Annotated in this window: 24 protein-coding genes; 19 read left to right on the top strand and 5 right to left on the bottom strand. The window is 48.4% G+C overall.

The annotated features are described in order from the left end of the window. Positions 1 to 11 precede the first annotated feature (11 nt). From ACN0TF_RS00360 to ACN0TF_RS00390, 7 genes are read left to right on the top strand one after another with little or no spacing between them, the layout of a single operon-like run. Positions 12 to 761: a protein phosphatase CheZ gene (locus tag ACN0TF_RS00360; protein WP_417440318.1), complete on the top strand. Its 750-nt coding sequence runs from the start codon at positions 12 to 14 to the stop codon at positions 759 to 761. A gap of 13 nt (positions 762 to 774) precedes the next feature. Further along, positions 775 to 2,913 carry a chemotaxis protein CheW gene (locus ACN0TF_RS00365; RefSeq protein WP_417440319.1) on the top strand — a complete coding sequence of 713 codons (2,139 nt, stop codon included), beginning with the start codon at positions 775 to 777 and terminating at the stop codon, positions 2,911 to 2,913. A gap of 15 nt (positions 2,914 to 2,928) precedes the next feature. Beyond that, positions 2,929 to 4,089, top strand: a complete 1,161-nt coding sequence (locus ACN0TF_RS00370; protein WP_417440320.1) for a protein-glutamate methylesterase/protein-glutamine glutaminase — start codon at positions 2,929 to 2,931, stop codon at positions 4,087 to 4,089. A 12-nt stretch (positions 4,090 to 4,101) separates the two neighbouring features. After that, positions 4,102 to 4,878, top strand: a complete 777-nt coding sequence (locus tag ACN0TF_RS00375) for a ParA family protein (RefSeq protein WP_417440321.1) — start codon at positions 4,102 to 4,104, stop codon at positions 4,876 to 4,878. Positions 4,879 to 4,881: 3 nt separating this feature from the next. Then, complete coding sequence (locus ACN0TF_RS00380) at positions 4,882 to 5,739, top strand: chemotaxis protein CheW (protein WP_417440322.1); 858 nt, start codon at positions 4,882 to 4,884, stop codon at positions 5,737 to 5,739. A gap of 21 nt (positions 5,740 to 5,760) precedes the next feature. Continuing rightward, a complete protein-coding gene (locus ACN0TF_RS00385; RefSeq protein WP_011234361.1) occupies positions 5,761 to 6,264 on the top strand; it encodes a chemotaxis protein CheW in 504 nt (167 codons plus the stop codon). Then, the gene (locus ACN0TF_RS00390) at positions 6,265 to 6,717 is read left to right on the top strand and encodes a DUF2802 domain-containing protein (protein WP_417440323.1); all 453 of its coding nucleotides are present in this window, start codon (positions 6,265 to 6,267) and stop codon (positions 6,715 to 6,717) included. Between the two features lie 6 nt (positions 6,718 to 6,723). On the opposite strand, the gene ACN0TF_RS00395 is transcribed toward ACN0TF_RS00390, so the two are convergent. Next, positions 6,724 to 7,005 carry an EscU/YscU/HrcU family type III secretion system export apparatus switch protein gene (locus tag ACN0TF_RS00395; protein WP_011234359.1) on the bottom strand — a complete coding sequence of 94 codons (282 nt, stop codon included), beginning with the start codon at positions 7,003 to 7,005 and terminating at the stop codon, positions 6,724 to 6,726. After that, positions 7,002 to 8,639, bottom strand: coding sequence for a flagellar hook-length control protein FliK (locus ACN0TF_RS00400; RefSeq protein ID WP_417440324.1), 1,638 nt, complete (start codon positions 8,637 to 8,639; stop codon positions 7,002 to 7,004). The genes ACN0TF_RS00395 and ACN0TF_RS00400 overlap by 4 nt, the downstream gene beginning before the upstream one ends. 78 nt (positions 8,640 to 8,717) lie before the next feature. Here ACN0TF_RS00400 and ccmA point away from each other — a divergent pair, with 78 nt between their 5' ends. The 11 genes from ccmA (at position 8,718) to ACN0TF_RS00455 (ending at position 17,447) form a co-directional block, all read left to right on the top strand. After that, positions 8,718 to 9,374 (top strand): cytochrome c biogenesis heme-transporting ATPase CcmA, encoded by a 657-nt coding sequence (gene ccmA, locus ACN0TF_RS00405; protein ID WP_417440325.1) that lies wholly within the window; start codon positions 8,718 to 8,720, stop codon positions 9,372 to 9,374. Then, positions 9,371 to 10,054, top strand: a complete 684-nt coding sequence (gene ccmB / locus ACN0TF_RS00410) for a heme exporter protein CcmB (protein WP_114981598.1) — start codon at positions 9,371 to 9,373, stop codon at positions 10,052 to 10,054. The genes ccmA and ccmB overlap by 4 nt, the downstream gene beginning before the upstream one ends. A 1-nt stretch (position 10,055) precedes the next feature. After that, positions 10,056 to 10,793 (top strand): heme ABC transporter permease, encoded by a 738-nt coding sequence (locus tag ACN0TF_RS00415; RefSeq protein WP_414018540.1) that lies wholly within the window; start codon positions 10,056 to 10,058, stop codon positions 10,791 to 10,793. Continuing rightward, positions 10,793 to 11,023, top strand: a complete 231-nt coding sequence (gene ccmD, locus ACN0TF_RS00420) for a heme exporter protein CcmD (protein ID WP_414018539.1) — start codon at positions 10,793 to 10,795, stop codon at positions 11,021 to 11,023. The genes ACN0TF_RS00415 and ccmD overlap by 1 nt, the downstream gene beginning before the upstream one ends. Further along, positions 11,007 to 11,489, top strand: a complete 483-nt coding sequence (gene ccmE / locus ACN0TF_RS00425) for a cytochrome c maturation protein CcmE (RefSeq protein WP_417438288.1) — start codon at positions 11,007 to 11,009, stop codon at positions 11,487 to 11,489. Before ccmD ends, ccmE begins: the two co-directional genes overlap by 17 nt. Then, the gene (locus tag ACN0TF_RS00430; RefSeq protein WP_414018537.1) at positions 11,486 to 13,441 is read left to right on the top strand and encodes a heme lyase CcmF/NrfE family subunit; all 1,956 of its coding nucleotides are present in this window, start codon (positions 11,486 to 11,488) and stop codon (positions 13,439 to 13,441) included. The genes ccmE and ACN0TF_RS00430 overlap by 4 nt, the downstream gene beginning before the upstream one ends. Further along, positions 13,434 to 13,982: a DsbE family thiol:disulfide interchange protein gene (locus tag ACN0TF_RS00435; RefSeq protein ID WP_414018536.1), complete on the top strand. Its 549-nt coding sequence runs from the start codon at positions 13,434 to 13,436 to the stop codon at positions 13,980 to 13,982. Before ACN0TF_RS00430 ends, ACN0TF_RS00435 begins: the two co-directional genes overlap by 8 nt. Further along, positions 13,979 to 14,440, top strand: coding sequence for a cytochrome c-type biogenesis protein CcmH (locus ACN0TF_RS00440; RefSeq protein WP_417440326.1), 462 nt, complete (start codon positions 13,979 to 13,981; stop codon positions 14,438 to 14,440). Before ACN0TF_RS00435 ends, ACN0TF_RS00440 begins: the two co-directional genes overlap by 4 nt. Then, on the top strand, positions 14,433 to 15,641 hold the full coding sequence (gene ccmI / locus ACN0TF_RS00445; protein WP_417440327.1) for a c-type cytochrome biogenesis protein CcmI: 1,209 nt from the start codon (positions 14,433 to 14,435) through the stop codon (positions 15,639 to 15,641). Before ACN0TF_RS00440 ends, ccmI begins: the two co-directional genes overlap by 8 nt. Further along, on the top strand, positions 15,638 to 16,384 hold the full coding sequence (locus ACN0TF_RS00450; protein ID WP_417440328.1) for a VacJ family lipoprotein: 747 nt from the start codon (positions 15,638 to 15,640) through the stop codon (positions 16,382 to 16,384). The genes ccmI and ACN0TF_RS00450 overlap by 4 nt, the downstream gene beginning before the upstream one ends. 73 nt (positions 16,385 to 16,457) lie before the next feature. Continuing rightward, positions 16,458 to 17,447, top strand: a complete 990-nt coding sequence (locus ACN0TF_RS00455) for a response regulator (RefSeq protein WP_417440329.1) — start codon at positions 16,458 to 16,460, stop codon at positions 17,445 to 17,447. Here the strand turns inward: ACN0TF_RS00455 and ACN0TF_RS00460 are convergent. Then, positions 17,416 to 17,727, bottom strand: coding sequence for a DUF6170 family protein (locus ACN0TF_RS00460; RefSeq protein WP_011234346.1), 312 nt, complete (start codon positions 17,725 to 17,727; stop codon positions 17,416 to 17,418). The two genes, ACN0TF_RS00455 and ACN0TF_RS00460, sit on opposite strands and share 32 nt — an antisense overlap. Before the next feature lie 103 nt (positions 17,728 to 17,830). Here ACN0TF_RS00460 and galU point away from each other — a divergent pair, with 103 nt between their 5' ends. Further along, the gene (galU, locus tag ACN0TF_RS00465; RefSeq protein ID WP_114981594.1) at positions 17,831 to 18,715 is read left to right on the top strand and encodes a UTP--glucose-1-phosphate uridylyltransferase GalU; all 885 of its coding nucleotides are present in this window, start codon (positions 17,831 to 17,833) and stop codon (positions 18,713 to 18,715) included. Positions 18,716 to 18,722: 7 nt separating this feature from the next. On the opposite strand, the gene ACN0TF_RS00470 is transcribed toward galU, so the two are convergent. Beyond that, positions 18,723 to 19,616, bottom strand: a complete 894-nt coding sequence (locus ACN0TF_RS00470; protein WP_114981593.1) for a LysR family transcriptional regulator — start codon at positions 19,614 to 19,616, stop codon at positions 18,723 to 18,725. A 21-nt stretch (positions 19,617 to 19,637) separates the two neighbouring features. Then, positions 19,638 to 20,609 carry a tRNA 5-methoxyuridine(34)/uridine 5-oxyacetic acid(34) synthase CmoB gene (gene cmoB / locus ACN0TF_RS00475; protein ID WP_417440330.1) on the bottom strand — a complete coding sequence of 324 codons (972 nt, stop codon included), beginning with the start codon at positions 20,607 to 20,609 and terminating at the stop codon, positions 19,638 to 19,640. Positions 20,610 to 20,613 lie beyond the last annotated feature (4 nt).

Genomic DNA, 20,613 nt, shown 5'->3' on the forward strand with positions numbered 1-20,613 from the left:
GGCGAACGACTATGTCTGATAACGCCCATGATCTTTCTCTGGAGCAAGCCAAGGAATTAGTAGCCTTGCTTGAAGACGGGAAACAACAGCAGGCTAACCAATTACTGGAAGATGTTTACAACCGTCGTAATGACAAGTTGTTTACCTCTGTAGGCCAGTTAACAAGAGACCTCCACGAAGCGCTCCAGGACTTTCAGGTTGACCCTCGCATTGTGCAAATGACGCAGGATGATCTTCCGGACGCGCAAAATCGTCTGCTGTATGTCATTGAAAAAACTGAAGACGCCGCGAATCGCACCATGGATGCCGTAGAAGCCTGTCTACCACTTGCAGACGATATGCATCACCGTGTCGAGAAAGTTATGCCGGCCTGGAACCGGTTAATGAGCAACGATATTCAGTTAAATGAATTCAAGTCTTTATGTCATGAGGTCGATGACGTACTTAAGCGCTGTGGCGAAAATATGCCTCAAGTGCATGGGTTAATGACTGAAGTGCTTATGGCGCAAGATTTTCAGGATATTACCGGGCAAGTGATTCGCCGGGTTATTCAATTGGTCGAAGACGTTGAAAAGAACCTGATTGAACTACTGAAGATATTTGGTAAAGAAGAAGAACGTCGTAACGCGGAAAAAGCAGGGCTTGCGCCTAAGAAAGATGCAGCCCATGCCGAAGGCCCAATTATCGATGCTGATCAACGCGATGACGTGGTTGGCGGACAAGACGAAGTGGACGATTTGTTGTCCAGTTTAGGTTTCTAGGAGCATCAGTCGCATGAGCTTTGATATGGACGAAGACATTCTGCAGGATTTTTTGATCGAGGCTGGAGAGATCCTCGAACAACTGTCTGAACAGCTAGTTGAACTGGAAAATGATCCGCAAAACAAAGATCTGTTGAATGCTATTTTCCGTGGCTTTCATACGGTTAAAGGTGGCGCCGGGTTCCTGTCTTTGGGAGCTCTGGTTGACACCTGTCATGGTGCGGAAAACGTATTTGATACCCTGCGTAATGGTCAGCGTACTGTCACTTCCGATCTGATGGACGTGATTCTTCAGTCGTTGGATACTATCAATACTCAGTTTGCGCAGGTGCGCGCCAAAGAAGAACCTGAAGCTGCTTCACCAGAATTGCTGGAATTATTGCATAAGTTGAGTGAACCAGAGTCTGAGGACGAAGGGCCTATAGAGGTTCCAAAAGATGAATCTGCTGAGGAAACAGCTCCGGAACCAGAACCTGCAGCAGAAGAAAGCAGCAGCGACAGCATTGACGAAATTCAGGACGATGAGTTTGAAGCGTTACTGGACGAGTTGCACGGTGAAGGCAAAGGTCCCGGAAAAGACGATAAGCCAGCGGCGTCCACCCCCAAGGTAAATGAAGACAGTGATGAGATTTCAGATGATGAATTTGAGTCATTGCTGGATGAACTTCATGGCAGCGGCAAAGCGCCTCAAAGTGCTGAGAAAAAACAAGAAAAGCAGAAAGAGCCTGCAAAAGACGACGAGATAACAGACGACGAATTTGAATCTCTGCTGGACGAGTTGCATGGCAGTGGCAAAGCGCCGACACCGAAAGGTGATGAGCCTGCACCGAAAAAGCCTGAACCCAAAGCGCAGCCAAAACCTGCGGCAAAACCAGCATCCAAACCGGAGCCGAAGCCTGAGCCGAAATCAGAGCCTAAATCGAAACCAGCAGCGGCTCAGCCGGTAGATAAAAAACCAGCTGCACCAGCGCCTGCTCCGGTTGAAACTACTGTGCGGGTTGATACCAAGCGCTTAGATGAAATTATGAACATGGTCGGCGAGCTGGTACTGGTCAGAAACCGCCTGCTGAGCCTGAGTAATTCTGATGAGTCAGACAGCGCTGAAATGGGCAAAGCGATTTCGAATCTGGATGTTGTCACTGGCGACTTACAAGGCGCAGTAATGAAAACCCGGATGCAGCCAATTAAGAAAGTATTTGGTCGCTTCCCTCGGGTTGTCCGTGACCTGGCTCGTAGCCTGAAGAAAGAAATCAATCTTGAGATGTACGGTGAAGAAACCGATTTAGATAAGAACTTAGTTGAGGCTCTGGCCGATCCTTTGGTGCATTTGGTTCGTAACTCTGTTGACCATGGTATCGAGATGCCGGATGAACGTGAAGCTAATGGTAAGTCGCGCTCAGGAACCGTCACCTTATCGGCGTCTCAGGAAGGTGACCATATTATGCTGTCGATTAAAGACGATGGTGCCGGTATGGATGCTGAAAAACTGAGAGGCATTGCCGTTAAAAAAGGCATTATGGACGCAGACTCCGCTGCTCGTTTAAGCGATGAAGATGCTTATAACTTGATTTTCGCTGCCGGTTTCTCGACCAAAGAACAAGTTTCGGATATTTCCGGTCGTGGTGTTGGCATGGATGTGGTTAAGACCAAAATCAGTCAGCTCAACGGTAGCGTTAAAATTAACTCAGAGTTAGGTAAAGGTACTGAACTTTTGATTAAAGTGCCGCTGACTCTGGCAATATTGCCGACGCTAATGGTCGCCGTAAGAGATCAGACTTTTGCTTTGCCGCTTGCTGTTGTCAGTGAAATTATCGACCTGGATATGAAGCGCACCAATACCGTAGACGGACAGTTGACTCTTATTGTACGTAACCGTGCTATTCCGCTGTTCTTCTTAGAAAAATGGCTAGTCCGTAACCATGATGGTTCAAGTCGTAAAGAACAAGGTCATGTAGTGGTTGTGCAAATTGGCAATCAACAAGTTGGCTTTGTGGTGAACGCACTGATTGGTCAGGAAGAAGTGGTTATTAAACCTTTGGATAAGTTACTGCAGGGTACGCCAGGAATGGCAGGGGCAACAATTACCAGCGACGGTGGTATAGCTCTGATAGTCGATGTGCCCAGCATGCTTAAGTATTACGCCAAAAGATAACGGGACAAACCGTTCATGACTGTAAAAGTTCTCGTGGTAGACGACTCGGCGTTCTTCAGACGCCGGGTGACTGAGATTTTAGAAGACAATACCAACATTAAAGTGATTGGTAGTGCGAATAATGGCGAAGAAGCGGTAGAACAAAGCCGAACCCTTAAGCCGGACGTTATTACCATGGACATTGAGATGCCGGTAATGAACGGTATTGATGCTGTGAAAGCCATTATGAGCAGCAATCCTTGTCCTATTTTGATGTTCAGTTCGCTGACTCATGAGGGGGCGACAGCAACGCTGAACGCACTCGAGGCGGGAGCCGCAGACTTTCTGCCGAAGAAATTTGAAGATATCGCCCGTAACCGCGACGAGGCAGTAAAAACTCTGCAGGATCGCGTTATAGCGATTGCTAAGCAGCCGGTAAGCCGAACGTCTGCGCGGCCATTAACACCGCCGCCTGTTGCGAAGCAACCCGAACGTCCGTCAGAGCCCACTACAGCGCTGGATCGTATCCGGCAACGTAATAATGAGCTGCAAAGTCAGCGTGAAAGTGATGCGCGTACAGCGACATCGGCTGGCGCATTAACAATAAACCGGGCTTATCAATTACTGGCGATAGGAACCTCAACCGGTGGCCCTGTCGCATTGCAAAAAATACTCACCCAATTGCCCGGCAATTTTCCTTACCCTATTGTTATGGTTCAACACATGCCTGCGGCTTTTACCAAAGCCTTTTCACAGCGCCTGGATGGTCTGTGCCAGGTGCATGTTAAAGAAGCCGAAGACGGTGATGTGCTAAAAGCCGGAACCGCGTATTTAGCGCCGGGTGGCAAGCAAATGATGGTTGAAGGTCGTCCGGGCAGTGCAAGACTGCGCATAAAAGATGACACTAGTGGGCGCATTACTTATAAGCCGAGTGTCGATTTAACGTTTGCCAGCTTATCGAAAACCTACATGGGCAAAGTGCTGGGTGTCATTTTAACCGGCATGGGTGCTGATGGCCGTGATGGTTCACGAATGCTGAAGGACCAGGGCGCGACTATCTGGGCTCAGGATCAGGCTAGCTGTGTTGTGTACGGGATGCCACAGGCGGTTGCCCAAGGGGGCATTTCAACCCGCAGTATCAGCCTTGAAGGAATGGCCAAGGCTATTATGAAAGAAGTCGGTTACAGCGGCTTATAGCAGGATGAGTGAATGATCGTATGGACGGTAGCTAATCAAAAAGGCGGGGTCGGAAAGACCACCACAACCGTTGCGCTGGCAGGCCTATTGGCTGAACAGGGTAAGCGAGTCCTTTGTATTGATACTGACCCCCATGCGTCATTAACCTATTATTTTGGGATTGATTCAGAGTCACTGGAGTCCGGCTCCTTTGATGTATTCTGTGCAGGCAAAGCTGTAACCGCAGATTTGATGCGCCGCAGTATTTTGCCTACCCAGTTTAAGCATTTGAGCGTTATGCCTGCCACTATGGCACTGGCTACGCTTGATCGTAAGCTTGGCACTCAGGACGGCATGGGACTGGTCTTAAAACGCGGCCTGGCTATGGTCGCTGACGATTTCGACTATGTGCTTATTGATGTGCCGCCAGTGCTGGGGGTTCTTATGGTCAACGCACTTGCCTGTTGCCAGAGAGTGTTGATTCCGGTTCAAACTGAGTTTTTAGCGCTAAAAGGGTTAGAGCGCATGATGCGAACCTTAACGCTAATACATAAATCTCGCGGTGAGAATTACTCTTATACGATTATCCCGACACTTTATGACAAGCGAACCAATGCGTCTTTGCAAACGTATAAGAAACTTATTGCACGTTATGGTCGCTCGGTCTGGAATGGCATGATCCCAATAGATACGAAATTCCGCGATGCCTCTAATGAGCAGCTCACTCCTTCTGCTTATGCACCGAAATCGCGAGGGGTGTTGGCTTACCAGTCCCTACTAACTAATTTGAAGCAGCTGGAAGAGCGTTGATTTATGACGACTAAACGCGATAACAGTGAAGCCGCTATGGCAGAATACCTCAACGCTTTACTGCTTGAGGAAGAAACGGTTGAGTTTGACAATGAACCGGTTAAACGGCTGTTAGAGCAAGCGGCACCGAAAATTCAGGCGGTTGCTGAGGAAGAAACGGTTAGCTTAAACCGTGAACAGGATTTATTACCTTTAGTTTCTGCAAAAGCGGACGATAGCTATAAAGAACCAGAGGTTGAAACGGTAACAGAAACAGAAGTTGAAACAGAAACTGTTGACCTGACAACTACTGAAACAGACATTGATACGGAAGTACATACTGACACCGAAACAGAAGTGGAAACTGAAGTTTTTGAGGTTTCTGAACCTCCGACGGAGCCACTACCGGATGCGATGTCAGAGTATATGGAACAGGACTTTCAGGCATTATTTTTTAAAGTGGCGGGCTTAACCCTTGCTGTGCCGCTAAAAAGTCTGGGGGGCATCCATCAACTGGGCAAAATTAGTCCGCTGATGGGAAAACCTAAATGGTTCCGGGGTATTATGACCGAGCGTGAAAATAAACTGCAGGTGGTTGATACAGCTCGTTGGGTCATGCCGGAAAAATGTACGCCGGAGCTGGAAGAGAATTTAGATTATCAGTATCTAATTACTTTGAATGACAGCCCATGGGGACTGTTGTGTGAAGAATTAGTGACCAGTGAACCTTTGCAGCCGCAATCGATTCAGTGGCGTAAGGAAACAAATAATAAGCGACCCTGGCTTGCCGGGGTTGTCCGTGACAGAATGTGTGCATTGCTGGATGTTAACGCATTGATTACACTTCTGGATAAAGGTCTGGGACATATCCAGCAAGATTAATAACGCATGGCGGAGTAAGAGATGAGTAAAGACAATCGCGCTATCAAGAATGAAACTGACGTTGATGGGAATGACGAAGTTCTGCAGTGGGTAACTTTCCAGCTGGAACAGGAAACTTACGGTATCAATGTAATGCAGGTTCAGGAAGTGCTGCGCTACAGCGAAATTGCTCCCGTACCCGGCGCACCCAGCTACGTACTAGGTATTATCAATTTGCGCGGTAACGTGGTTACGGTCATTGATACGCGTCTGCGCTTTGGCTTGCAGACAACCGAAGTAACTGACAATTCGCGTATTGTGATCATTGAGTCTGAACAGCAGGTTATTGGCATACTGGTCGATAGCGTTGCCGAGGTGGTTTATCTGAAAACCTCAGAAATTGATAGTGCTCCGAATGTGGGTACTGACGAGAGTGCTCGCTTTATTCAGGGCGTAAGTAACCGAGATGACGAACTTCTGATTCTGGTTGACCTGGATAAAATGCTCACCGATGAAGAGTGGGATGAAATTTCCCGTCTGAGCTAAATGATGACGAACTGGTTATTTGTTATTTCAGCGCTGGCTCTTGGGCTGGCGCTTATTGCTTTAGTCGCGGTGGTTATTACCTCGCGGCGGCAGGCTGAGCTCATTGAACGTCAGCAGCAGCGCCTGCTCATGCTCACGGAAACCGCCAGCGAAGTGTTGTCGCTACGAGAGCAGTTTAAACAACAACCCGCTGAAGCCTCCTCAAAGACCGACTTTGCTCAGCAGCAGGTGGTTGCTCAGTTGCAGCAGCAAGTTGCGCAGCTAAACGAGGAGCAACAGCAGTTACAGCAAAGGTTGCAAGAAGTTGCCGAGCAGGATCCGGGTAGTAAGCTTTATCAGCGCGCAGCTAAGTTAGTGGCGAGCGGAGCCAGTGTTGAAGAACTGATGCAGGAATGTGACCTGCCGCAGGCTGAGGCTGAGTTATTAACCTCGTTGCACAAAAAAGGCGCATAAAGCGGACTAACCCTCTTCCCATTGTCTTGGGAATTTGCCATCCAGTAAGTACGCGAAAGCGATAATTTCCGCGATAATAATGTACAGCTCCCGTGGAATTTCATCACCCACATTCAGTTTGGCCAGCGAATCGGACAGCAAAGGATCTTCATGGACTAAAACGCCATGCTCTTTTGCAACGGCAATAATTTCTTCAGCAAGTTCGTCAAACCCCCGGGCTATGACTTTGGGCGCATTAAAGCCGTCGTAAGACAAACCTATCGCTTGTTTTTCTTTCTTGTCACTCATACTGTCACCCGAATAATACCGCTGTGCTGCTGCGCCAGGTTGTCCGGAATTTTACCTTGCTGAACCCGAAGCTTAACGCTGTTAACCTCCAGTTCGGCAAGCCTTTTTTCAAGCTTTTCAACATTACTCTCAACCACTTTTTGCGCCGCGTTCGTTTCAGTGTAGAAGTCAACCGATGACCCTTGCGGGTGGTAGCGACCTTTAACCAGTAAAGGCCCGGTACTTTCCAGTTCAAAGCGCAGAGTAAATAACCATAAGGTGCGGCCGTTACTCTCTTTATTGCTGCTTTCGCGTTCACTGCGAATAAGCAATTCATGCTGCTGTGGCTTTTGTGTATCAGCGGGTAGCAGAATGTAATATTCCGGTTGTTGAGGAGGTGAATCCTGCAATCTGGCCTGACTGCTTTGCGCCGAGTTGAGGATGCCGGTAAAAAGCTGTAATAGTCGCTGCAACTGTTGTTGCGGTAATTGTTGCAGCAGGGCATTAATGCGCTCGCGCACTTCGCCTGCATTTTCAGGGGCAGGATTAAGCACCTGCTGAATAAAGGCCTGAGTAAACTGATTTGGTGAGGTTCTAGCTGCACTACTACTGCTGGTTGTTTCTGGTTGCTGCTGCATTGCAAGGCCCAGCAACGTCATTAGCATTTGCCCTAATCCTCCCATTTGCTGACTGGGTTGAGCGCTGACCGGGCGCGCCGCAAACCAATCGCTGACCCAGCTCTGCAAGGCCTGGGGGCGTTGCATGGCATCCGGTGTTGGCATTTGCTGAAGTACTTTGACCAAAAGCTGTTGTAAGGCCTTAGGCGGTGACTGCAATGCTTCTCTTGCTGCTTCCGCTGACAATCGGGCCGTCGGCTGCTGAACGCTTTCAGCCGTGCCTGTGGATGAGGGCGAAGGCCGCAGGCTTTGCGGTATAAAGTTCTGCAATGCCTGTTGAAATTGTTTAGGTGTTATTTGTTGAGCCTGTTTTATTGCTAACCCGGTTGCCGTTGGTATCGATACTTTTTGTGCCTGCGAGGGCTGGACAGTGGCGTTTGGTTGACTCACTGGCTGGTTAACTGGTTGCGTGCCTGGCTTTGATGTTACCGGCTGTTGCGGTGTCGGTTGCACCGTAGCAACCCGGCCCTGCTCAACAAAGGCTTTAATCAGCTTTGGTGGCAGTTGAGTTACCGGTACATCTGCAACAGCCACCGGTTTTGTTGCACCAGTGCTAAGAGCTACACGAACTATCGGTTGTTTGGGATCAGGCTGAGTTATTGTCAGTTGCAATTTTGTTGCCGCCGTTAATGGCGGCTGAATATTTTTTGGCGGGTTAGGCCATTGCCAGTTGTTACCCTGAATACGAGGTGGCTGTTGGCCTTTCGTGGGCTCAAAAGTTACCGGTAAACTGATCTGGACCAATAATTGAGCGAGTAACCTGGTCGTATTTGCCTGATTCAGCGAGCCTGCATTTATCGAGGGCGTCGGAATATTGCCCTGTTGTGGAGCCTGAGTTGTGGCTGCGGCTGAATTGCCACTAGAGGCTGAGCCGCTGAAAATACGCATTAGACTGGACAATTGCTGCTGTTCGGCACGAGCTAAGGTTCGTTCCGGAGAAGCCATCATTTGTTGTAACAGTTGCTTAATATCAGCCATGCGCTTTACCTAATTTTTATGGTAGAATCTTGGGCATTTGCGTCAGCTTACCAGTAAGGTTCCGGTTGTAAAATCCGCATGACACAAGTTGCTTCCACCAACAGCCCACTATTGCACGCAGAGCAGCTAAGCTCAATCCGTGGCGGGCGAGTATTATTTGAAAATCTCGACTTTTCCGTGAGCGCTGGTCAGTTATGGCAGGTTAGCGGTCCTAATGGTGCTGGAAAATCGTCGTTACTGCGAATTCTTACCGGATTGCTGGAGCCGTCCGACGGTGTGGTTTCATTTGCCGGTCAGCCGCTCAGTCAGAATTGGTCGGAATACTGTCAGCAGTTACTGTTTATCGGACACAAAGCCGCGGTTAAAGGTGAGTTAAGTGCGCTGGAGAACTTTCACTGGCAGCAACAGTTATCCTCTGTGCAAGACGTTGATGCCTGGGATTTGCTCGAGAAGCTAGGGCTGTTGGGTCTGGAAGATGAATTAACCACGCGACTGTCTGCAGGCCAGCAACGACGAGTTGCATTAACCCGGTTATGGGCGACGCAAGCCTCGTTGTGGATATTAGACGAGCCCTTTACCGCGTTGGATGTCCAGGGAATAGCCTTATTACAACAACGCTTTGTCGAGCATTTAGATGCAGGCGGCACCATTATTTTCACCTCGCATCAGTCACTGACTTTATCAGGTTTAACGCCTGAAAAACTGTCTCTGGAATACCGGGGTGAGGTGCTATGAGTCAGCTTTCGAACAGACAAACCTGGTTAACTCTGCTGAAGCGGGACTTACGGATAGCCGCACGGCGACGCAGCGATGCCTTAAACCCTCTGCTCTTTTTATTAATGGTCGTGACGTTGTTTCCGTTGGGCATTGGTCCGGGCCCTGATATTCTGGCTCGTATTGCCCCCGGAATTATTTGGGTAGCTGCTTTACTCGCCAGTTTATTGGGGCTTGAACGCCTATTTCGCGATGACTTTCAGGACGGCACCCTGGAACAGCTGTGTTTATTACCGCAGCCTCTGGCTTTTACGGTTACTGCGAAAATGATGGCGCATTGGCTGTTAAGTGGTTTACCGCTGGTTATTTTGTCGCCCGTTCTGGCTTTGTTGCTGAGTTTACCGTTGCAGGGTTGGTGGGCACTGGCGTTGACTTTGTTGCTGGGAACTCCGGCGTTAAGTGCGTTGGGAGCTATTGGTGCAGCATTAACTCTGCAGGTTCAGCGCGGAAGTTCGCTGGTCAGTTTAATTTTAATTCCGCTTTTTATTCCCTTATTGATATTTGCCACGGCAGCAGTTGAAAATGCCTCAATGGGGCTTGCAGTTCATGGTCAGTTAGCGATACTGGCGGCAATTTCAGTTTTAACCGTAACATTGGCTCCGCTGGCTGTAGCAGCTGGCATTAGAATGAGTGTGAATTGATATGTGGCGATGGTTACATCCGTACGCAAAACCCGAAGCAACTTATAACCTGTTGCAAAAGCTGCTGCCATGGTTTGTGGCATTAACACTTGTAACCCTTATTACCGGCGTAATTTGGGGGCTGGCATTTGCTCCGGGAGATTATCAGCAGGGCGACAGCTACCGGATTATTTTCCTGCATGTGCCGGCGGCAATTTTTTCTATGGGTGCTTATATGGGCATGGCCATTATGGGAGGCATTGCGCTCATCTGGCAGATAAAAACAGCGGAATGGGCTATCCCAGCTATCGCCCCTGTGGGGGCGGCATTAACTATTGTAGCTTTATTAACCGGGGCTATTTGGGGCAAACCCATGTGGGGCACATGGTGGGTGTGGGATGCAAGGCTGACTTCTGAACTGATTTTGCTATTTCTTTATGTCGGCGTTATGGCTTTGTATTTTGCTTTCGATGACGCCAGAACCGGTGCCAAGGCTGCGGCTATTTTATCTTTAGTTGGTGTTATCAATTTGCCCATCATCCATTTTTCGGTGGAATGGTGGAACACTCTGCATCAGGGCGCGACCATTACCAAGTTTGAACGACCTTCGATAGCGGCCAGTATGCTAATTCCGTTATTAATCTGTTTGGTTGGCTTTGCGTTTTTAACCGTATCGTTAGTGATGATGCGGTTAAAAAATGAGATACTAAGACACGAATTACACCGCCCCTGGGCACAGCAACGGCTGGAGCAAGATTAATGGCTTTTGATAGTTTTACTGACTTCGTCGCTATGGGTGGTTACGGACTTTATGTTTGGTTGTCATTCTTTTTGAGTTTTGTTGTTCTTGCCGGAGTTGCGCTAGAAACTTTAATGGCAAAACGACAGTTGGTTAAGAAAAGCCGGCAGTTACAACAGCGTCAACAGCGCTTAGCCAGACGCACAGCCAACCGTGCAGCAGTAGGAGACGGTAATGAATCCAAGACGTAAACAACGCTTAACCTGGGTCGCTATTTTAGTGATTGGGGTTTCCGTAGCAACGGGACTGATGCTGTATGCATTAAGCCAAAGTATCGATCTGTTTTACACCCCCTCTGAGCTGGTTGAAGGCAAAGGAAAAGATAAACAGAAGCCTCAGGTTGGCCAGCGGATGCGAGTTGGCGGCATGGTGGTTGAAGGTTCAGTAGAGCGCAACAGAGAAACTCTGGAGGTTTCTTTTAAAGTCACGGATATCGGCCCTGAAGTTACCGTGTTGTACCAGGGGATTTTGCCTGACTTATTCCGCGAGGGGCAAGGTATTGTTGCGCAGGGGGAACTGATTGAGCCTACCGTGTTAAAAGCCAGTGAAGTTCTGGCTAAGCACGACGAAGAATATATGCCGCCGGAACTGGCGGAGCAGATGAAAGGTATCAAACATGTAAACCCAAATACAGTTGAAGAAGGTGAAGGGCAATGATTGCTGAAGCAGGACATCTTGCCATAGCCATTGCGCTGGCTTTTTCTGTATTACTGGCTGTTTATCCTTTATGGGGTGCGGCAAAAGGCAACGGTGGCATGATGGCATTGGCCCGGCCGTTTGCTTACGGACAGTTTTTCTTTACAGCTATCGCTTTTGCCTTATTAGTCTGGGGCTTTGTCAGCAACGACTTTAGTATCGCTTATGTTGCGGCAAACTCGAATACTCAGCTGCCAGTTGCGTATAGGGTGACGGCTGTCTGGGGCTCACATGAAGGCTCTTTTCTTCTCTGGATGTTAATGCAGGCGGGCTGGATAGCGGCAGTCGCGATATTCTCCCGCTCAATGCCATTACCGATGATAGCGCGAGTACTTGCTATTCTGGGCTTAGTCAGCATTGGCTTCTATTTATTTATGCTAACGGTTTCGAATCCGTTTGACCGGAGCTTGCCGTTAATACCGGTGGACGGGCGTGACCTTAATCCACTACTGCAAGATCCCGGGATGATCATTCATCCGCCTTTGCTGTATATGGGCTACGTAGGGTTCTCCGTCGCTTTCGCTTTTGCCATTGCTGCTTTATTGTCAGGCAAGCTTGATGCTGCCTGGGCGCGCTGGTCTCGGCCCTGGACTCTCGCTGCATGGATTTTCCTGACACTGGGTATAGCCATTGGTAGCTGGTGGGCATATTACGAACTTGGCTGGGGTGGCTGGTGGTTCTGGGACCCGGTTGAAAACGCGAGCTTTATGCCATGGTTGGTAGGAACGGCATTACTGCATTCCCTTGCCGTAACCGAAAAACGAGGCAGTTTTAAGTCCTGGACGGTATTGCTGGCTATATCAGCTTTCAGTTTGAGCTTACTGGGCACCTTTTTGGTACGTTCTGGTGTTTTGGTTTCGGTGCACGCGTTCGCATCTGACCCCACCCGCGGCTTATTTATTCTGATACTGCTGGGGCTGGTTGTAGGTGGCTCGCTTATTCTGTATGGCCTGCGTGCAGGCAAAATGCAAAGTTACAGCCGTTATGAATTGCTGTCGCGAGAGGTCATGTTGCTGGGCAACAATGTCTTATTAATGGCTGCCATGGTGGTTGTGTTCCTGGGAACCATGCTACCTCTGGTTCATAAGGAAATTGGACTCGGTACCATTTCTATTGGCACACCTTTCTTTAACGGAATTTATAGCTGGCTGGTTATCCCGTTTGCATTAATGCTGGGTCTTGGTCCCTTAATGCGCTGGCGCAGACAAGCCATGAAACCACTTCTGAAGCCACTGGCCTTAGCACTTTCTTTGGCGCTGATTCTGGCTTACACCTTGCCTAAAATTTGGGCCGACGAGTTGCCTGCATTAGTGGTTATCGCTCTGTTTCTGGCGTTCTGGGTGGCTCTGGCTACACTGACCGAAGTGCAGCAAACCGTAAAACAACGCAAACAAGGCTGGGCCGGACTGACCCAAATTTCGGGTAGTCACTGGGGAATGGTTCTGGGGCATTTAGGTTTTGCTGTAACGCTCATTGGTATTACGCTGGTTTCAAACTATGAACAGGAACGTGATATTGCGCTTGCTCCCGGGCAATCGGTTGAGGTTATCGGTTATAACGTGGTGTTCGAAAGTCTGCAGCATCGCGAAGGGCCCAACTACGATGCCGATGAGGGATTATTTACGGTTTACAAAGACGGGCAGGAAGTAACGCAGTTAACCAGCGAGAAACGTTTTTATCGGGTACAACGCACCAGTATGACGGAAGTTGGACTTGATGCGAGTTTATTACGCGATATCTATATTGCTATGGGCGAGCCGCTGGATGATGAAACCTGGGCTATTCGTTTCTATATCAAGCCCTTTGTCCGCTGGATTTGGCTGGGCGCTATTATTATGGCAATAGGTGGTGCCATGGCATTGGCCGACAAACGGTATCGTAAGCGCGGTAAAAAGGAGATAACCAATGACTAAGTTTCGTTGGTTGATCTTATTTGGTCCGCTGGTTTTATTCGCCGTTTTGGTGGTCTTTTTACTTAAAGGCCTTAGCAGCGATCCAACCGAGCTGGATTCAGCACTTATAAACGAGCCGGTACCACAGTTTAAGGCACGCGACTTGTACGAAACCGAGGTAACTTACGACCAGTCGGTGTTACATGAGGGGCCGCTGTTGCTTAATGTCTGGGCTACTTGGTGTCCAACCTGCCGTGCCGAGCACGAGTTTCTCAATGAGTTAGCATCAAGGGATGTGCCTATTGTGGGTCTCAATTATAAAGACGACTCCCGGGAAAAGGCCGTTAACTGGCTGAATACGCTGGGTGACCCCTATATTGTTAATTTATTCGACCCGAAAGGCGAGGTTGCGTTTGAGTTTGGTGTTTATGGTGCACCAGAAACCTATTTTATTGATCATAAGGGCGTAATACGTTACCGGCATGTGGGTGATGTTAATGAACGCAACTGGTCAAATAAACTGCAAGGCATATACCAGCAATTGCTGGAGGAGGCCGAATGATCCGCTCATTGCTAGTGACTGTTGCCGCTGTGTTGGTATTGATTTCTGCAGCGTCGGCGGAGAATGAAAACAGTTATAAGTTTGATAACGAACAACAGCGTGCAACCTACCAACAGCTGACGAAAGAGTTACGTTGCCCTAAATGTCAGAATCAAAATATTGCTGATTCTAATGCGCCTTTAGCAGAAGATATGCGGGATCGTAGCTATCAGATGCTAAAAGAGGGCAGATCACGGGAAGAAATTATTCAGTTTATGGTCGCCCGTTATGGCGATTTTGTGCATTACCAGCCACCTTTTACAACGGTCACCAGTGTTCTTTGGTGGGGGCCTTTGCTGATTGTCGTTATTGGTATTGGCGTAGCCGTTGGCTTAACCCGCAAGAAAAAAGCGGCCGTTGAATTAACATCGGAAGAACGTGAACGTTTACAGCAATTGAGGAAGTCGGGCGATGAGTAGTTTATGGTTACTAATGGTGTTGATGTTGCTCGTTGCTGTGGTATTCGTATTTCTGGCTACAGGAAAGCAGCGGCGTTATCAGAAACGTCAGGATGAGAATCAGCGCTGGTATGAACAACGCCTTTCAGAGCTTGAAGATGAGCGCTCTCAACATGGGCTGCCAGAAGAAGATTATCAACATGCAAAGCAAGAGTTGGATAAGACCTTTCTGAACGATAGTCAGGACGTTGAAGAAAGCGTTAATTGGCATCGGGCTCCGCTTATTGTACCAATTGTATTATTAGTGGTGATGTCCGCGGGGCTTTACTGGGCTTTTGGTAGCTGGCAACTGCAACTGCAGGCGGAAGATGCGCGTAAACAGTTACCGGAGTTAGGGAAAACCCTTTTGCAGCAACAGAACCAGGAGGCCAGCCGCGAAGACTTAAATACCTTTGCGTTGGGTTTACGGCAAAAGCTGATGCGGGAACCGGATGACGCGGTTGCCTGGTGGATTTATGCTGGGTTAATGGTTGATTTGGGAGCAGGTGAAGACGCCGATGAAGCTTTTCAAAAAGCCCTGGAACTTGAGCCTGACAGAGTAAACACCTTAGTCAGTTACAGTCGGTTTTTATTAATGTCCGGAACCGAAGGCGGACAGCCTAAAGCGGCTCGTATGCTAGCCCATGCGCTGCAGCAGGAACCTGACAATATCGAAGCTTTATCATTACTGGGTTTTGTTGCTTTCGAGCGTCAGGACTGGGAGCAGGCTATTAATGCGTGGCAATTATTAAAAGAGCGTTTACCTGAAAGTTCCAATAGGTATCAGGCGGTTGTTAATGCACTGGAAAACGCGAAAAGCCAGCAGGAAAATGCTGATATTCAACTACAGGTTACTGTCGAAATAAGTGATAACATGCGCCATCATTTACCTGCTGACGGTACAGTTTTTGTCTATGTCACAAGCTCTGAACAACCCATGCCGGCGGCTGTTGTCCGCCAGTCCGTCAGTGAGTTCCCCATTACGGTAACCTTGTCGAATAATAATGCCATGTTACCGGACTACAAGTTGAGCGACCTTGACGAGTGGCTGGTACATGCGCGTATTTCGCAGGATGAAAAAATAGATCGCCAGGTGGGTGATCTGGAAGCTGATACTGTCACTATACAAGCTGACGGTTCAACCGAATTAACTTTGACTTTATCGACCCGGATTGACGAATGAAAAAATATGGTTTTTTACTGCTGGTTTCCCTGTTTATGGTTGGGTGTTCATCGACACCTGAAGACCCTTATGCCGACCCACGTGACCCGTTTGAAGATTTTAACCGTGATATGTGGGAATTTAACCGGGATGTTGATAAAGCGGTGTTAAAACCTGCCGCTGAAACCTACGAGTATATTCCTCAGCCAGTCCGTTCATCTTTATACAATGCTGTAGAAAACCTCGATGAGCCTTCGTCGTTTGTCAATAACCTGCTGCAATGGAAAGTGGCCGATGCCGGCATTTCACTGGGACGATTTGTGGTTAATTCGACGGTTGGTCTGGTCGGTCTGTTTGATGTAGCAACCCCAATGGGCCTCACCAAGCGTGAAGAAAGCTTTGGTCAGACGTTAGCGGTATGGGGCGTGCCTGAAGGCCCTTATTTAATGTTGCCGTTTTTAGGTCCCACCGTCGTGGTAGACCGGGGGGGTGACTATGCCGACGGTCAGTATTTTCCATATCCATTGCTGAGCTGGCCGGTAGACGTGGCTCGTTACGCAATAAAAGGTCTGGAAACACGCTTGCGCCTGCGTGATCAGGAGCAAGTACTGGAGAACTCTCTTGACCCTTACTCTTTTGTTAAAGACGTTTATTATCAGCGCTGGCAGGATCAAGTGTTTGATGGTAACCCGCCGCTTGAAGAAGAAAACTTCGATGACTTTGACGATGACTTCGACGAAGACTTCGACGATTACGATGAATGAGTCGATGAGTATTATTGACGATTAACCATTCGTGAACAATGCTTAGGGCATGAGTCATAACTAAGAATTGACAATGCCCCGAGCACACATCGCATTAATTGAAGACGATCCGGTATTTCAGTCTGTCGTCAGACAGTATCTGGTAAATAGCGGTTATGATGTGTGTTGTGCCGATAATGGTAAGCAAGGTATTAAGCTTTGTCAGGAAGAATGCCCGGACATTGTGCTGTGCGATTTAAAACTGCCGGACATCGACGGCCTTGAAGTCATCGAGCAACTGCTTAAGGTTTGCACCCAAATTCCAATCATTGTCATTTCCGCTTCTGAAAAGATGTCCGATATCCGCGAGGCTGTTCGCCTTGGGGCCTGGGATTATCTGGTTAAACCTCTGCAGAGCCTTAGTGTGATTGAAAACGCGATAGAGAGTTGCCTGCAACGTTACCAGTTGGAAGAAACTTACCTGCATGATGTGTGGGAGCTGGATGCTCATATTGATATTTTGTATCAGGACGATGTTATCGTTGGGCGACTGGTTGAGGAGTTGCTGCCGGACGGGCCATTAAACCTTAATGGCTACCAGTTTAGCTGTTCTATTAATGACTCAGGGAAGGCTCCAGTCTGGATTGACTATCGGCCTTTAACCGAGGGCAGAGTTTTAGTCATTATGGCTGCTGCGCAAAATGCAACTGAACAGAACCTGCTGCCCTTACTGGTATTGAAGACCCTTATAGACCCACTTATTCGCCAGCACTTGTCCGGGCACGATAATACCTTGCTTGCGCCCGGGTTGTTATTACAGCATTTGAATCACGAGCTTTGTCATTCACAGGTGAGAACCGCTTTTGATGCTTTGGTGGGCGTTGTTGACACGGCAAAACATAGTTGGTTATGGGGTCAGGCTGGAGATAAATTTGAGCCAGAGCCGGGAGCAAAACCGGACCTGGCGTTAGGTATCTGGCAGCACGCCAATTTTCGTGAGCACCGTATGGACAACTTGCACAAGTTGCATTGCGGGTACGAAAACACTGAGCTTACTGTGACTGCTGTGCCTCAAACTGTTTAATGGCTTTATCAAGATAGGGCAGTGACATATTCAGATTAATGGGTTGTGTAAATAGTGGGTAACCAATACCTGCGGCTAATAAAGCCGGAACTTTCCACCAACCTTCGACCTCTACAATAAAGAAGAAAATAAGACAAATAGGCACCAATTTAGCCATATTACAAATGAGGCGGCGTGGTACCGGCATTTTTTCCTGAGCCATGGATAAAATCATAGCTCGCTGAGTAAAGCTGTAGTTAGACAGTTGAGGAATGTGACGCGAAGAAAAATATAAAGCCATAGTCAGTCTTTCATTTGAATTTTGTTAATTGGGTTGCATTATAACATGGGAAAAGGTTATAAACTTGCGCTTCTGAAGTGAACAGAATTTAAGGACAGCTGTTATGGTCAAAAAAGTCGTTATTCCAGTAGCCGGGCTCGGAACTCGGATGTTACCTGCTACCAAAGCCATTCCGAAAGAAATGTTGCCATTGGTCGATCGCCCACTTATCCAATACATTGTTGAGGAATGCGCCGCTGCAGGTTTGACCGATGTCATTCTGGTCACTCACTCAAGTAAGAACTCGATAGAAAATCACTTTGACACGAGCTTTGAGCTGGAAACGACTCTGGAGCAGCGGGTAAAGCGCCAACTGCTGGCTGAAGTGAAAGCCATTTGTCCTGAAAAAACCACGATTATGCATGTTCGTCAGGGTGTTGCAAAAGGCCTGGGGCACGCTGTTCTGTGCGCCCGCCCATTAATTGGAGATGAGCCTTTTGCTGTCGTATTACCTGACGTTCTGGTTGATGAAGCCAGCTGCAAACTGAATCGCGATAACTTAGCTGAAATGGTGAAAAACTTTGAAGCAAGCGGGCATTCGCAAGTCATGGTTGAAAAAGTTCCGCAGCAAGACGTCAGTAAGTATGGCATTGCGGATATTAATGGTGCGGAGTTGAGTCCGGGCGAACAGGCTGGTATTACTCAGCTGGTTGAAAAGCCGTCAGTTGAAGAAGCACCGTCAGATTTAGCCGTAGTTGGGCGCTATGTCTTCTCAGCTGATTTATGGCCGCTGCTGGAGCAGACTCCGGTGGGTGCCGGCAATGAAATTCAGTTGACTGATGCCATGGCAATGCTGCTGGAAAAACAACCGGTTAATGCGTATTACATGAAAGGTAAGAGCCACGACTGTGGTAACAAACTAGGGTACGCTCAGGCCTTTGTTGAACATGCTTTGCGACACCCGGATTTGGGCGCCGACATGAAAGCCTACATTCAGTCTCTGAAATAAAGGCCTTTTAACGGGACTGGTACTTGAGTATCAGTTCCGACAAGGTTTTTGCACAAGGTCCGGTTAGTTCTGCTTTGGGTAATACCATATACAGACTGCCTTTGCGCGAACTGCTTCCCTCAACTTCTATTTGAGCGAGTCTGCCAGAATCTAAATCTTCCTGAGCGATGTAGCCTGGCAACCAGCAAAAACCTAATCCGTTACGAATCAGTCTGAGAGCTTCATCAAAATGGCTGACAGTCCAGCGTTGCTCGGCTTTTAACCAGCCTTCGTCTTCTACCGGCTGGCTGCCGGTATCCTGAATGACTATTTGCAAATATTGAGACAGCTCGTTCTGGTTAATAGGTTGTTCCAGTTTTGCCAGCGGGTGTTCAGGGTGACAAACCAAACCCATACTGTACTGACCTATGGGTTCTCCGATAAAGCCGCGAGGCAGGTGATGCGTAATAACGACATCAGCTGTTTGTTCCTGAATTTGCTCGACGGTGCCGGTAAGTACGGTATCGTTGATAATCAGGCGACTGCCACGACTCAGCTGTTGGAACTCATTCAGCACAGGAATCAACTGGCTGCGGTCAAATGCCATCTCTAAGGCGAGTTTAACTTCCGGCTCCCAGCCTTGCTCCAGGTTATCAGCCAATTGTTCTATTTCTTCAGTCAGGTTGGTTAACTGACGCGAGCGGCGAAGCAAAACTTCACCCGCCGCTGTTAGGTGAGCTTTTCGGCCTCTGACTTCCAATAACTGTACGCCTACCACTTGTTGCAGTTTGGCAACAGCGTGATTGAGCGATGACTGACTTTTGTTCAAAGCTTCAGCCGCGTGCGCGTAACCGCCACAGTCAACAACAGCTTGCAGGATACGCCATTGCTCAATGGTCGATTTAGGTCGGTAAACACTCATCTTGATTCCACTCCGGTGGGGCTAAACCCGAGCGGTAATCACTGCTCGAATTGGTGCCTGGTAACCTTCAATAGTCTTATTTGTGTCATTTGGATCAAGAAAGTCGGCTAACGACTCTCCGGTCATCCAATCTGTGCGCCGCTGCTCTTCCGTTGAGGTTGTATTATGGTCAACTATAGAGATGTCTTTGAACCCTAATCTTTCTAACCAGACAGACAAGGCACTGGCGCTGGGTAAAAACCAGACATTACGCATTTGCGCGTAACGCTCGCCAGGCATCATAACAGTGGTTTCATCTCCTTCCACGACAATGGTTTCTAAAACCAATTGACCACCCGGACGGATTAATGATTTCAGTTGTTGTAAAAACTCGACGGGTGAGCGGCGATGATAGAGCACCCCCATACTAAATACGGTATCGAAGCTTTTTAGTTCCGGCATATGTTCAATACCAACCGGGAAAAAGTGTGCCCGTTGCTGCCATGACGAAGGCATTAACTGGCTAATGGCTCTGAATTGCATGAGAAAGAGCTCGCCCGGGTCAATCCCCCATACTTGCTCTGCACCGGCTTCCAGCATCCGCCATAAGTGATACCCGCTGCCACAGCCAACGTCCAGTACCTGACGACCGCTTAAGTCATCTAAATGCGGTGCCACGCGTTGCCATTTCCAGTCAGAGCGCCATTCCGTATCAATAGACACTCCGAATAAATTAAAGGGCCCTTTACGCCAGGGCTGTAACTGCTGGAGTAGGCCGGTTAAGCGAGCCCTGTCGGCATCCGAGGCTTCATCTGCATTGCCTATTTGCACGGTATCGGACAATTCAACCTGTTTTGCGGTCAAATTTGGCAATTGTGTTAGAACCCGCTGCCAGCGTTTTAAGTTACCGTGAGGGTTATTCTTAAAGGCCGTGAGTTGTGGTGCCAGAGTATCCAGCCACTGGCTGTGCGGACTTTGCACAAGTGCGCGAAGTTCTTTACTGAAATCAACCATAATA

The sequence above is a fragment of the Idiomarina sp. genome (assembly GCF_048265525.1).
Taxonomy (GTDB): domain Bacteria; phylum Pseudomonadota; class Gammaproteobacteria; order Enterobacterales; family Alteromonadaceae; genus Idiomarina.